Annotated in this window: 11 protein-coding genes; 1 reads left to right on the forward strand and 10 read right to left on the reverse strand. The window is 49.3% G+C overall.

Annotation, left to right across the window (positions count from 1 at the left end; translation table 11 throughout):
• Positions 1-33 precede the first annotated feature (33 nt).
• Positions 34-891: a toll/interleukin-1 receptor domain-containing protein gene (locus tag GU926_RS09390; protein ID WP_160691227.1), complete on the reverse strand. Its 858-nt coding sequence runs from the start codon at positions 889-891 to the stop codon at positions 34-36.
• A 233-nt stretch (positions 892-1,124) separates the two neighbouring features.
• On the opposite strand from GU926_RS09390, the gene GU926_RS09395 reads away from it, so the two are divergent.
• Positions 1,125-2,039 carry an NmrA family NAD(P)-binding protein gene (locus tag GU926_RS09395; RefSeq protein WP_160691229.1) on the forward strand — a complete coding sequence of 305 codons (915 nt, stop codon included), beginning with the start codon at positions 1,125-1,127 and terminating at the stop codon, positions 2,037-2,039.
• Positions 2,040-2,129: 90 nt separating this feature from the next.
• Here the strand turns inward: GU926_RS09395 and GU926_RS09400 are convergent, their stop codons facing one another.
• The 9 genes from GU926_RS09400 to GU926_RS09440 form a co-directional block, all read right to left on the reverse strand.
• Positions 2,130-3,101, reverse strand: coding sequence for a hypothetical protein (locus tag GU926_RS09400; RefSeq protein WP_160691231.1), 972 nt, complete (start codon positions 3,099-3,101; stop codon positions 2,130-2,132).
• Positions 3,102-3,488: 387 nt separating this feature from the next.
• Positions 3,489-4,130 carry a helix-turn-helix domain-containing protein gene (locus GU926_RS09405; protein WP_160691233.1) on the reverse strand — a complete coding sequence of 214 codons (642 nt, stop codon included), beginning with the start codon at positions 4,128-4,130 and terminating at the stop codon, positions 3,489-3,491.
• A gap of 248 nt (positions 4,131-4,378) precedes the next feature.
• Complete coding sequence (locus tag GU926_RS09410) at positions 4,379-4,948, reverse strand: hypothetical protein (RefSeq protein WP_160691235.1); 570 nt, start codon at positions 4,946-4,948, stop codon at positions 4,379-4,381.
• Positions 4,949-5,182: 234 nt separating this feature from the next.
• A complete protein-coding gene (locus GU926_RS09415) occupies positions 5,183-6,397 on the reverse strand; it encodes an alpha/beta hydrolase-fold protein (RefSeq protein WP_160691237.1) in 1,215 nt (404 codons plus the stop codon).
• Between the two features lie 220 nt (positions 6,398-6,617).
• Complete coding sequence (locus tag GU926_RS09420) at positions 6,618-7,628, reverse strand: alpha/beta hydrolase (RefSeq protein WP_160691239.1); 1,011 nt, start codon at positions 7,626-7,628, stop codon at positions 6,618-6,620.
• A 257-nt stretch (positions 7,629-7,885) separates the two neighbouring features.
• The gene (locus GU926_RS09425) at positions 7,886-8,479 is read right to left on the reverse strand and encodes a hypothetical protein (RefSeq protein WP_160691241.1); all 594 of its coding nucleotides are present in this window, start codon (positions 8,477-8,479) and stop codon (positions 7,886-7,888) included.
• Entirely contained in the window at positions 8,479-8,973 is a 495-nt protein-coding gene (locus tag GU926_RS09430) for an RNA polymerase sigma factor (RefSeq protein WP_160691243.1), read from the reverse strand. The genes GU926_RS09425 and GU926_RS09430 overlap by 1 nt, the downstream gene beginning before the upstream one ends.
• 198 nt (positions 8,974-9,171) lie before the next feature.
• Positions 9,172-12,138, reverse strand: a complete 2,967-nt coding sequence (locus GU926_RS09435) for a M16 family metallopeptidase (RefSeq protein ID WP_232058284.1) — start codon at positions 12,136-12,138, stop codon at positions 9,172-9,174.
• A 247-nt stretch (positions 12,139-12,385) separates the two neighbouring features.
• On the reverse strand, positions 12,386-12,889 hold the full coding sequence (locus GU926_RS09440; RefSeq protein WP_160691245.1) for a hypothetical protein: 504 nt from the start codon (positions 12,887-12,889) through the stop codon (positions 12,386-12,388).
• Positions 12,890-12,904: the final 15 nt, after the last annotated feature.

Genomic DNA, 12,904 nt, shown 5'->3' on the forward strand with positions numbered 1-12,904 from the left:
TCGCGATGGAGGCAAGATTTTGCACATGCGTTGTTACCACGCGTAATTTTTCGTTTTATCAATTGAAGTTATCATTTCTAATATATCAATAAGGTTAATTAATGTATCGTTACCAGTATCAACTCCCATCAAGACTCCTCTAATTTTTATATCAAATTCAATTCCATTTTTACTATCATGCAGTCGAATTAAATGAGGGTCAATTGCATCATTACGGCATAAAATATTCAAATCTTTAGTTGCCTTATTGCTCATTAAATCCAACAATAAAGCATCTTTCATTAGATGTGAAAAACCGGATAAAAACTGCTTTTTAAATCTATCTGTTGCTTTATTGTCACCATTAATTATAATTTGAAGCAATACAGTCTTTTGGTCTTTTGGATACCATGTAACAACATCTATTTCTAGTAAGAAATTTTTTGATATTTTATCTAGGCCCCAATTAATTGCATAGTCAGTTGTATTTTCTCCATTTTTAACTCTTCCCAAATGTTCAGAAGATAGTTTTTGCAATGGCCTCAAAAGAGATTCAAAGCCTTTATCAAAATCTTCTGTAAAATCAGCATATAGTTTCTCTTTTAACAATAAAGGAACTTTGCATTTCTCTAACAAAATAGGAATTACTACAACTTTTTTTTCCTCTAATTCTCTCATCAGACCAGAATTTAGCTCTTTTTTACACCATTCACTCTCAACTGAGTTATTTGAAAGAACAACTAAAAGAAAAGATGAGTCAGTAAGTCCCTGTTGAATTTTATCTATTAAAGAATCTCCAGGTTGCATAGCCCATTTATCTAACCACACATTGATTCTATTCTTTACTAAATTCACAGAAAGTCTTTCTATAAACTCACTATCCTTGCTTGAGTAACTTATGAATACACTCATATTTATTATTTAATCCTTATGTGTTGTAGCTTGTATATAAATGAAGTATTAGTTTGTCTGCACTATGAAGCTAGACAAAAACCAGTTTATCTGGCTTCCTGTGGACTGATTAATAGAATTGGACTACCGAATATACTATATAGTAATCAATTAATAGACAATTACTATATACAGTATACGTTCATAACTTTTTTGCCTGTTCGCAGTTCTTCAGGTCAAACATATAACCTAAGATGACCACTTCCACCTCACCCAACAGCCCAACCATCATCCTCGCAGGAGCCACCGGTCACTTAGGAGGCCTCCTAACCGAAGAGTTGCGCAAAAGAGGCGCGCACGTGCGGGCTTTGGTGCGGGTGGGAACCGAGGCGGGCAAACGTTCTGCCTTGCAAGCCCTAGGCGCCGAAGTGGTAGAAGTGGACTTTCAAAACGCACCGGCTTTGGCCCAAGCCTGCCGGGGTGGGGCGTGTGTGGTAAGTGCGGTATCGGGTTTGCGGGACGTGATGGTAGACACCCAGACCCAGCTTTTGAACGCGTCTGTACAGGCAGGCGTGCCCCGGTTTATTCCCTCAGACTTCTCCATTGATTTCACCCGGCTGGCCTACGGCAAGAACCGCAACCTGGACTTCAGGAAAGAATTTGGTGAGGTGCTGGACCAAGCGCCCATTGCCGGGACCTCGGTCTTGAACGGTATGTTCACAGACTTGCTCACTGGCCAGGCGCCGGTGGTGCTGTTCCCGTTAAAGCGCATCCTGTTCTGGGGCAACGCAGACCAACCCCTGGATTTCACTACCATCGCCAACACCGCAGAATACACCGCCCTGGTGGCCCTGGACGCCAACACGCCCCGCTACCTGCGCATTGCCGGTGACGTGCAATCGCCCAGAAGCCTGCAACGCGTCGCCAGTCAAGCCACAGGTCAACCCTTTAAACTCTTGAGAGCCGGCGGACTGGGCGTCTTGAACGTCCTAATTAAAGTAACCAAGACGCTCATGCGCAATAACCAGGAAGTGTTTCCACCGTGGCAAGGCATGCAGTACCTGCGCGACATGCTCAGCGGAGAAACCAAACTGCCATCACTGGACAATGACCGCTACCCCGGCATGCGCTGGACCAGCGTGCAAGAAGTGTTGGCCTCTAAAAAGTAAAAACCCGTTTTTGGCCTGTTTTCTGTAAAACAAGCCAAAAACGGGTTCGGTAGCTCTGCTGGACAAGACAATCCCCCAAGCCAAAACGGCTTAGCGGTTGGCCACAATCGCGAACTTCTGGTGCTTGGTATCCAATACCAGCGTAGTCCCCAAGAAGAGCTTGTTGCCCGTCATCCCGCCCATCCCCGAAAACCGCATCAAGGTAGTATTGATGAAGCTCATGCCTTCCATGTAGGTGGCTTGCTTGATAGGAATCTGCGTCTGGCCGAACGTGGCCGTTTTGCTGGTGTTGACGGTGAACGCCGTGAGGGTAGTGCCCCAGGAATTCACCTTGGTGGTGTCGGTACGACTTCCCTGGTCTGCCAATTCTTTCCAGGTAGACTGGTTGGTGAGCAACTCATAGGCGCTGGCGCCGGTGTCAAACATCAGCTTGGTTTCTTTGCCGTTGATGGTAGACGGGAGCATGACGCGTCTGTTCTCAAATTCAAAGTCCAGCATGGGCGTAGACGCTGGAATCTCTTTGGGCAGTTGGTCGCCCCAGAAGATGACGCCTTTGCTGTAGTCAATGGCCACCACCTTGTTCTCAATAAAGTCTGAGCCCAGCGTGCCAATCACTTCTACCTGGGTAGTGTCTTCCCAGTTAATGCCGGTGGTCCCGTTGGCCAGCACTTTGATTTCTGAGGCCGTCACCGTAAGGTCTCCCACGTTAAATTTCAGGTCTTCTAAGAACGTACCGTTCTCTTTTTGGTGCAGGCCATAATTGCCGTATTTTTTCTGAAGCGCTTCTACTTTGCTTTGGTAGAAAAGCGAGTACGGTGCGCCGGTATCTAACTGCATGTAGAACTTTTTAGAAGAACCCGGCAGGGTCACCGGCACCAAGAGAAAGGCGTGTGTATCATTGGCATCACCCCGCCATACAAACGGAATGTAGTGGGCCTGGTTGGCCATGTGCAGTTGGTTGGCGGGCGGGGAAAACTTCTTCTTAAAGTAGAAGCAACCTCCTACTGAGCTCAGGATAAACAGGACAACAAAAACGAGGGAGAGTCTTTTCAGCAGTTTCATAGCAAGTGTTTTTTTTCTTGCAATGTTAGGGCAAAGACCGGCGCTTGAACACGCCATTCTTACGTCATATGCCCGCCAAACATGCGCCAAGGCCCTTTTTGCCTATGAATCTGTTAAGACTTTTGGCTGATTTACCTCGCTCGCCTCCGGCGAGTGTGGGCACTGGTAGGCGTCCCGCCGTTTCATAGAAGACAGATTGAGATGTTAGCGGCCAGAGGCCTGCCGTTGCTCACATTCGCCGGAGGCGAGCGAGACGACTTCTTTTGGGGCTACTTGTCTACTAGCAGCCCAAAGGGTTCATTTCTCCTGATTCAGGTGTGGCAATAAACTCTAAAAGGTTCTATAACATACTTGCGTCAACCTAAAAAATGCCCGCATTAAGGTCTTTTACCCGAACAAATAGAACCCTACGGGATAGAGATTTTGGCTGGTTCTCAGCTTAACCGCGCCATATAAAATGGCTACAATGTTAAGCACGTAGAAGAAGAAAAACGTCCCGATGACTAGAAACCCCAGCCTCACCTGGAAGTAATACGCCAGCGCCAACTGCACGCCCAAAGCCAGCAACAAACCCAGGTGCAAGCCCACACACCACAGCACCTGGAAGTTAACCACCCGCGCGCCCAATACTCTGGCCTCTGACCCTTCCGGTTGTTTCTTCCATAACCACAACGGTACCAGAAAGCCCAGGTACGGCAACACCAGAAACGCGAAGGACGAGATGTTCAATTGTTGCAACCACATGTTTAACGCGGCAGGTGACGTTCCTGTAGTTGGAGTGATGAGCTGAGCCAACTCCTGCTCCTGTACCACCGGCAACGGTTCGGCTACTTCTGCCTGACCGGCAAATTCCTCCACAGGTTTGCCTAGCGCTTGGGCCAATGATTTCAAGGTATAACCCCGCGGGATGCTCTTGCCTCCCTCAATCCGTTGAATGGTCCTCAGGCTGATTTGCGAAAGCTCGGCCAGGTCTTCCTGTGACAGGCCTTGGCTCTTTCTATGGGTGGTGATTTTATCAGCTAGGGTCATGGGTTGGGCGCAGAAGCAAACAGCATAAATCTTTCCTTAAAAGTAAGCAATACTGGTTTGCTGTTTTTGCCTTGGCTAGAAATTCTACTACTTAGTTAACCGTTTTTGTCCTGCTTTCCAGAAAACAGGCCAAAAACGCGAGAAGGAGTGACCTACGGTCACTCCTTCTCGCGTTTTTATCAAAATGATGAAAATAGCTAGCGTCTGCTGTCTTCCACTTCCGTCAGAGAAAGCGCCTTCTTAAATTCTTAGCAGGCAGCCGGCACTTCATTTTTCTCAATTTTACTAAAATACATGTACCAGTTCCACTCCCAGGATGCTCCATTGTCTTCAGAAAAGGCCTGGCTCCACACGGGGTTCTCTGCGTCTCTGGCATCCCACCGGAAAACCACCAGTATCTTTTTCCCTTCAAAAGTGTCTTTGGTAAAAAAGTGACCTATCTGGTTGTCAAATGACCCAGACACGCCGGGCTGCAAGACTCCTTGGTTGCTGTCTGCCCAATAGATGGTCCACAACCTGGTGGCCGGGTTAAACAGGCGCAGGGACATGCCTTCAAAGGGTTCGCCAGCAAAGGTTGCCAGGTAATTGTCCACATTCCCCAGGCCGTTCAAGATCCTGTACATTTCTTGCGTAGACTCAAACTCTGTCCAATCTGTACACTTGTTTAAACGCCGGTTCAGCTTTCTGTTTAGAAGTTTCCACTTGCCTTCATAGAAATCAAAATCGTTTTTAGAGGAAGTTGGCGACGCGGTAATTACCAATTCCCCGTTTGCGTCTAAGGCAATTGTTGGAATCTCCAGGATGTCTTGATCTGTCATGTACCTATTATTTGTGATACTTCTTTGAGCAAGCAGTGACGTGTGAAAGGTGCCCTCTCTCAAAAAAGCCTTTATTCTAACGCATTTTCTGGCTATTCCCTACCCACGGTTTCAGCCTTTACCCTTCAGGAACAGCCTTGATTCGTTTTTGGCCTGTTTCCCGGAAATGTGGCCAAAAACGAATCAAAACTGTTCTTTCCCAGAATCAGGGTAAAACAAGACTAAGCTTCTTGTTTACTGGCCTGCTTCCAGCAGCTTCAGTTTGCGTCTGGTGTCTGCCACTTCTTCCAGAGACAGGGCTTTCCTGAAGGATTCCATGGCTTTCTTCTTGTCCCCAACGGCCAGGTAATAATCGCCTATAGAATCATGGAGGTTGCCCACCGTGGGATAGTTGTCCAGGTTCATTTTAAAGAACTGGTAGGCCTTGTCATACCTCTTGTTTTCCAGAGAGATATACCCCAGCGTGTTGACCGTGCCCTGCGCCGGCAATACCGGGTACTGCAACAATGCAGACACCGCCTTGAAGTGGTTTTTAATATAGTCTACCGTGATGGTAGAATCATCTAACTCCTTGTCTAACTCAAACTTTTTGAAGAGATACCGCAGGGCGTCATACTGCGCCGGGAACGGAACCGAGCCGTGGTTGTCCTCTGGGTAATACCTCCAGGCCCAGGCCAGGTTCTTGCTTTTTCTGAGCGTTTCTCTGAATCTAAGATGCCCGCGCACATTATGGTTGTTCTGCGCTTTGTCCTGCACCACCCGCACCGTATCCATTCCCTTGTCCATGGTGTTTGCCACCGCGTAGAAAAGGCTTTTGCCGGCGTAGTCTTTCTGGGCAAGGGTTTGCGCGGCCTGTTGCATGATGCGTTGGTGGTCCCACCAAATGCTAGGATCAATGGCCACGTAAGAAGTAAACAAAGCCGGTTGGTGTACCAGCGCCTGCAAGACCGTGAGGCCGCCCAAAGAATGGCCTACCAGCATGCGGTACGGCTGCGTTGGGTACCGGGTCTCAATGTAAGGCATGAGTTCTTTCTCTAGAAACGCCATGAAATTGGCTCCTCCGCCTGAAGACTTTAAATCATTGGCAGGCTCGCCACTGGCCCAAAACGGATAATGGGTAGGCGTCAGGTCCCGCACCCTGTCTGTGTTTCTGATGCCTACTATGATCATTTCGGGCATCTTGCCCACCACGGTGCTCAGGTAGTCGGCCGTGCCTGCCATGGACGTGAAAAAAGCCTCCCCGTCCAGCAGGTACATCACCGGAAACTTCGCCTTACTCCCCGCGCCCGCAGATTTGGGTACATACACCCAGACTTCACGGTCTTCTTTTAAGATATTGGAATGCAGGGTTTGCTTCGTGCCGATGATGATTTGAGAATCACTTTGTTTGGCCGACTGGCCAAAACACAGCGCCGGCAGCAATACGAACAGGATAAGAAAAGCTCTCATGAGAGGTACAGGGGAAACAGTTGTGGGAGTGTTCATGTAGTTGAAAGTCCTAAGGTACTTGCTTTACCTTGCTCCTTCCCAAACAAAGCCTATATATAATTTAACAGATATTAGCCCGGGGTTCTTCAGAGAAAGCTCCTGCTTCGTTTTTGGTCAATTTTCCAGAAAACAGCCTAAAAACGGGAAGCCTCTCAACTACTTCACCCAAGATTTGGCTCGGCTACTTTTGGAAGCTCTCTTTCATGGCGGTCATCACCAGCGCCTCGTACTCCAATAACGCAGGGGCGCCTGGTGGCAGGCCAATCAAACAATGGATCTGCCCCGCGAAGCACTTATCCCAGACCTTCACTCCGGCTTGTCTCAGCTTAGCCGCATATAAAATGCCGTCGTCCCGCAAAGGATCAAACTCGGCGTTGATGATGACCGCTGGTGGCAGGCCCGACAAATCTTTGGTGAGAATAGGCGAGACTTCGGGATTATTGTACTGGTTGGGCGCATAGGTTTCCACCGCGAAGTAACAGGCGTCTTTGGTCTGGAAATACCCTTTGGCATTCTGCTGGTAAGACACAGACGTCTCCATGTGCTTGGGCCGAAGATCCACCGGCAAGCCGTTCAGGACCTGTAGTTTTATCTTCTTGGCAATGCCTTCCTTCATGGCTTTCTGGGCAATGACCGCCACCAGGTTGGCCCCGGCGCTGTTGCCCATCAACACGATTCTGTTGGGGTCACCACCCAAACTTTTGCCGTGTTGCGCTACCCACTTAAAGGCGTTGTAGCTGTCATTGACCGCCCCCGGAAATCTATGTTCTGGCGCCACTCTGTAATCAACTGCCACCACTACAGCCCCATACGTCTTAGACTCCAGCCAGAGTGAATGCTCCAAACCCGGCAACAACGGCGAAATGAAGCCGCCGCCGTGGTAGTTGATGATGATGGGTGCGTTGGGCGTTTTAGAAGCATTGAACACCAAGACCGGAATGCTGTCTGCCGTAATCTTGATTCTCCTCACGTCTTCTTTGGGATAAGGAATGGCCGGCGGACCGGCAAACTTGATTTGCTCCATAGGCATGGCTCTCAATTGCTCCAGCGATAAATCCTGATACCCAATCATTTTCAGGAAACCTGCTACCTTGGGGTCCAACACCCGCGTATTGCAAGCCTGCGCCAGAAGCTCTGACGTGTTGAAAAGAGACAAGAGGCTAAAACAAGTGAGCAAGAAAAATCTCTTCATGGAGTTTTTCTTTTATAAGTAGCACTCCATCCGGCATTCTTACAAAGCGCAGGAGAATATCAGCCATTTTCTACTGCCCTACATTTTATAGCTTTTAAGATTTAACCCCTTCCGTTTTCGGCCTATTTTCACCAAAACAGGCCAAAAACGAAAGAAGGGACAACCAGCAGCCGTCCCTTTTCCATGGTTATCTTTATATGAAGCTCACTGTTGGTTAAGCGCTGTGAGCAACTTACCTTTTCCGCTTGTCCTCCACCTCATTTCTCAATGTCGGTGAGCAGATGTTCCATATCGGCTAGAATCTTGTTGTAGGACTTGAGCACCCAATAGGCGAAACCTAAAAACACCGTCGCACCCACGGGTACCATCACCGTCCAGAGATACGGAATCTGGCTAAGGTCTTTTCCTTGGATGGACGCAAAAACCGGCAAAGAAGTAAACAGAAGCACCAACCCTAACAGCACATTAATCTTCTGAAGCTTCTGAAACCTGATTCTCTGCCGGGCAAACGTCTGAATGGTTTCAAGATACGTCGCCACTGAGATGTTTACGGCCCTCACCGCGCGCACTGAGGCCAGCGACAGAATGGGCAACACCAACAGCACCACAATGGTCAAGACCGCCAAGACTTGCATCCAGAGGCCTTCTATTTGGGTGAGGTGCACGCTCACGTACCCAGCGGCGGCATAACAGACCAAGGTGCCTATGAATTCAGAATACTTGATTCTGTTCAAGCGGGAGTGGTAGTTCTGGCGCGTTGATTTCTCTAATAATTGAGTGTTCAAGGTTTCTTGTTGCTCTACCCGTTGGCTTAGTTTTCCCCAGGCTTGTTGCATTTCTTCCAGTTCCATTATGCGGTTTGTTTAGTTAGCTGCGTTCTTAATTTCTCTTTGATGCGCGAGATTCTGGTGCCCACGTTGCTGGGCGAAATCCCAATGATGGAGGCAATCTCCTCGTACTTTTTGCCTTCCAGAAAGAGCAGGATGATGCCCCTATCTAGCAGGTTGAGGCTCTGAATCTGGGCGTACAGCCGTTGTATCTGCTCCTCCTCGGTGCGGTCATAATCCTCAGCAAACTGGTCCGCGTCCAGTTCCAACGGAATGGTGCTGACTCTGCGTTTGGTTTGCTTGAGGTGCGAGATGGCGGTGTTCAAAGCCACGCGGTACATCCAGGTGCTCAGCTTAGAATCCTGATTAAAGGACCCAAACGACTTCCAGAGCTGGTACACAATCTCCTGTTGCAGGTCGTTGCGGTCATCTGTAGAATTGGTATACATTGCCGACACCTTAAAGATCAAGCCTTTATTCTCTTTGATGACGGTTGTAAACTGCTCTTGTAGGTCCATCTAAAATCAATCTTCATCCTATTAGTGTAGTTGGGGATGAGAAAATCACAGGCAGAGGAAGAAATATTTTTAAGTTAGGAGGTAACGGCGTTTTTGGCCTCTTTTCGCCAAAACGGCCCAAAAACGAAGAAGGAGAAACCACCGGCCTCTCCTTCTTTAAAGTCTAACTTCTAGTGTCTAGCTACTAACGTCTATCTCCTAATAGCCAAACAGCTCTTTCAAGGTCAACTGCTTCACGGTGCCGTACTTGGCTAGCTCCTTGAAATTGAGTTTGTCTTTGGAACCGATGACCAGAATGGTCTGGTTCTGGCCTTTCACAAACTGCTGTTGGAAGGCTTTGATTTGGTCCAGAGTGAGGGCGTCCAGGCTTTCATAAATATCCTTTCTTATGTCATGATCAATGCCCAGTTTGCGGGCCTGCTCATAGTTCATCAGGATGGCCGTCTTGTTGATGCGCTCCGTGGCAATGCTGTTGCGCACCGAGGCTTTGGCATTGGTGAAATTGGCCTCGGCGAGCGGTAAATCATTCAAGAGTTCCTGCATACCAGCCATGGCCTCGGGCAATTTATCACTCTGCGTGCCTATGTAGGAGAGAATGTAATTGGCGCGGTCTTTCTTGCTGGCGTTGGCAAACCGTGAACTAGCGCTGTACGCCAAGGCCCTGGACTCACGCAACTCCTGAAACACAATCGCGCCCATGCCGCCGTCAAAGTACTCATTGTACAACCTGATGGTAGGCACCAGTTTAGGGTCATAGTTAAGCGACTTGGTCAGGAACAGTAACTCAGCCTGCACCATGTTGTAGTCAGTCCAGTAGACCTGGCGCTTGGTGATGTCCAGTTCTTTGAAGGGCTTTTCGGCGGGCACTGGCTTTAAGTTAGCGGGTACTATGTGACCAGTGTTGAGCGTGGCCGTGATGGCTTGCAGTTCTCTAGGGCCGTAGTACAACACACGGTGCTGATAGCTGGGAATGCTCTTGATCAAGGACACCAGTTCCTGCGGTTTCACTTTCTTCAGTTCCTGCTCAGACAGGATGTTGGTGAACGGGTTCTTAGGACCATACTTGGCGTAGTTGACCATGGCCACGCTGTGGATGATGTTCTTGTTTAGCTTGGCGTCCTGGCGGTCTTTCAAAATGCCGGCCACTAAATCCTTGAGCGCCTGCGGGTCTGGTTGCGGGTTCTTTAAAAGGCTTTCAAAGAGGTTCAGGCCTTTTTCAAAGTTCTCATCCAGGCCCGACAAAGACACATAGATTTGGTCCTGCCCCGAAGACACGTTAAACGAGCATCCAATCTTGAAGAATTCCTTTTGCAATTCCTCGGCAGAGTATTTGTCGGTGCCCAGGTATTGCAGGTAATTCACGGCCAGGCCTAGCTTGAGGTCATTGTTGGTGCCCATGTCCAGGACGTAGTACATATTGAACAAGCCGTTCTCCTTGTTGCGCGTGTAGTACACTGGTATACCAGCCTTCAATTGGCCTTCCTGCAAGTCTTTCTTATAGTCTACAAACTCAGGCTGAAGGTCTGATACCGGCTTGTTGGCCACCGTTTTGTAGTAGTCAGATTGCGCCTCGCGATTAGCGGGCACGGGGGTGATGGCCGGTTTTTCTACCTTCTGCGCGTTAGGGTCTTTGCCGGTGCGCTTGTAGATGAGGGCGTAGTTGTTGCCGTAGTAGCGGTTGGCCACCTCCATCACGTCCTGCTTGGTGATCTTGGCAAATTCGGCGTCCTGCTTCACATAGTCGGCCCAGTCCTGCCGGGCAATGAACGCATCCACGAAGGCCGTGGCGCGGGCCTCGTTGCTTTCATAGGCTTCCATCTTAGAAATCTTGTTCTTGTTGATAATGGCCGGAATCAACCAATCCTCAAACTGCCCTTTCTTCACTAGTTCAATCTGCTGTAACAACAGATCCTTCACCTGGTCCAAGCTCTGTCCCTGACGCGGGTTGCCCGACAGGAAGTGCACGGAGTAGTCATTGTAGATCTCGGCGAAGGAACCTGCGCCCAAGGCTGCCTGCTTTTGGTTGATGTTCAAGTCAATCAAACCCGCCTGCCCGTTGCTCAGAATCTGACTGATCATACGCAACACCAAGGCGTCTTTGGATTTCACGCCCGGAAACCGGAAACCCAGAAACACGCTCTCGGCGTCTGGCCCTACTATTTCTTTCACAACCGGGGCTGTAATAGGCTTTTCCTGCGGAGCGTTGTACACCGGGTCTGCCTTCTTCTGCCACTTGCCAAAGTACTCGTCAATGATTCGGATGGTCTGATCAGGGTCCAGGTCCCCACTCATGGCGATGGCCATGTTGTTGGGTACGTAGTACTTGTCAAAATACTTCTTAATCTCGGTGATGGACGGGTTCTTCAGGTGCTCTACCGTGCCAATGGTGGTTTGCGTGCCATACTGGTGCGTAGGGTACAAAGCCGCAAATGCCGCTTCAAACACCTTGTTATTGTCAGAATCCAAGGAACGGTTTTTCTCCTCGTAGACTGCCTCCAACTCGGTGTGGAACAAACGCGGTACCATCACGCTCAGGCGCTCAGATTCCAGCATGGCCCAACGCTCTAGTTGGTTACTCGGAATGTCTCCGTAATAGATGGTTTGCTCTACCCAGGTGCTGGCGTTGGAGTTCTGCATACCCATGGAAGCCACCAACTTATCATACTCATTGGGCACCGCATAGGTGGCGGCTACGCCAGAGATAGAGTCAATCTGATGGTAAGTTTTCTTGCGGATGGTTGGGTCTTTCTGGGTGCGGTACAATTCATACAGAGCCTCTATCTTGGCCAGTTCCACCTGCTCTTTTTCCCAGTCTTTCGTGCCTAGCTTGGATGAACCCTTGAAGGCCATGTGCTCCAGGTAATGCGCCAAGCCCGTGGCATCTGCCGGGTCATTCTTACTGCCCGCGCGCACCGCTATGTAGGTTTGGATGCGCGGCGCATCTTTGTAGTCCGTCAAGTACACCGTGAGGCCGTTGTCCAGAGTATAGATTCGGGCTTTGAGCGGATCGTTCGGGACGGTGGTATAGGTATACTCCTTGGCTTGGGGCGCAGCAGTCTGGGCTTCGGGCGTGGTGGCTTGGGTTGGCTGGCTGGGAGTGCTGGTTTTACACTGGGTAAACAGCATAGCCCCCATAAGAGAACAGGCAATTAGTCTTTTCTTCACAGGGATAGGATTGAATGAAATTCTACTTAAATAAAGCGAAAACAGGGGAAATTATTGTCTTAGGCAGGGATTGAGTTTGTGTCTTCTCACCTGCTATTGCTAAGTAAAAGGGCTGTGACACCTAGTGAGTCTGGAGACTCACCGCATCCCTAGTCACGAGTCTGGAGACTCGCGCCAGATTTTTTTAGAGTTTAGTACAACAACCAGCGATGGACAATCACCAAGCAAAGCCGTTTTTGGCCTGTTTTCAGGAAACTAGCTTATTTTCAGAAGGCACTTGCAAGCGTTGCGAAAGGAGTTCTAGCGTTTGCAGGGCTTCGTGCTCGTGGCTGGTGCGCAGTTCATAGGCGGGCTCCTCTCCGGTGGAATATAAACCCACCGTATACCATTTCACCAAAGCAGGCTCCTCGCCCGGATGGTCATGGTCTTGCGGAATCATGTTGGTGGTTAAAATTACGCGTTCAAACGCTGGCAACGGCGCCCATTGGCCAAATTTAATCCCGAACATCAACAAATACTCCCGTACCCTGCGTTGCTCAAAATCCAATTGGAAGCCATGGTGCGTGAATTTGAACAGAACACCCATGACTAACAGCAATACGCCCACCGCCAGCATCTGCGTCTGGTTCACTTCCCCGCTCCACCACCATGGGCTGCTGGCCGTCAAAGCACCCACCAACAAAAGCCCATACCCGGCATAGCTAAGCGTCCCGAAGAAAGAATCTGTTTTACGGTCAAAAATGTGGGACATGGGGAGAAGGTAAAG

The organism is Nibribacter ruber (assembly GCF_009913235.1).
Lineage (GTDB): Bacteria > Bacteroidota > Bacteroidia > Cytophagales > Hymenobacteraceae > Nibribacter > Nibribacter ruber.

What these genes read in the sequence shown, in the direction of transcription:
- GU926_RS09410 (WP_160691235.1), bottom strand. Translation starts at nt 4,948, where the DNA reads ATGACAGATCAAGACATCCTGGAGATTCCAACAATTGCCTTAGACGCA.
- GU926_RS09420 (WP_160691239.1), bottom strand. Translation starts at nt 7,628, where the DNA reads ATGAAGAGATTTTTCTTGCTCACTTGTTTTAGCCTCTTGTCTCTTTTC.
- GU926_RS09430 (WP_160691243.1), bottom strand. Translation starts at nt 8,973, where the DNA reads ATGGACCTACAAGAGCAGTTTACAACCGTCATCAAAGAGAATAAAGGC.
- GU926_RS09400 (WP_160691231.1), bottom strand. Translation starts at nt 3,101, where the DNA reads ATGAAACTGCTGAAAAGACTCTCCCTCGTTTTTGTTGTCCTGTTTATC.
- GU926_RS09390 (WP_160691227.1), bottom strand. Translation starts at nt 891, where the DNA reads ATGAGTGTATTCATAAGTTACTCAAGCAAGGATAGTGAGTTTATAGAA.
- GU926_RS09405 (WP_160691233.1), bottom strand. Translation starts at nt 4,130, where the DNA reads ATGACCCTAGCTGATAAAATCACCACCCATAGAAAGAGCCAAGGCCTG.
- GU926_RS09425 (WP_160691241.1), bottom strand. Translation starts at nt 8,479, where the DNA reads ATGGAACTGGAAGAAATGCAACAAGCCTGGGGAAAACTAAGCCAACGG.
- GU926_RS09415 (WP_160691237.1), bottom strand. Translation starts at nt 6,397, where the DNA reads ATGAGAGCTTTTCTTATCCTGTTCGTATTGCTGCCGGCGCTGTGTTTT.
- GU926_RS09395 (WP_160691229.1), top strand. Translation starts at nt 1,125, where the DNA reads ATGACCACTTCCACCTCACCCAACAGCCCAACCATCATCCTCGCAGGA.
- GU926_RS09440 (WP_160691245.1), bottom strand. Translation starts at nt 12,889, where the DNA reads ATGTCCCACATTTTTGACCGTAAAACAGATTCTTTCTTCGGGACGCTT.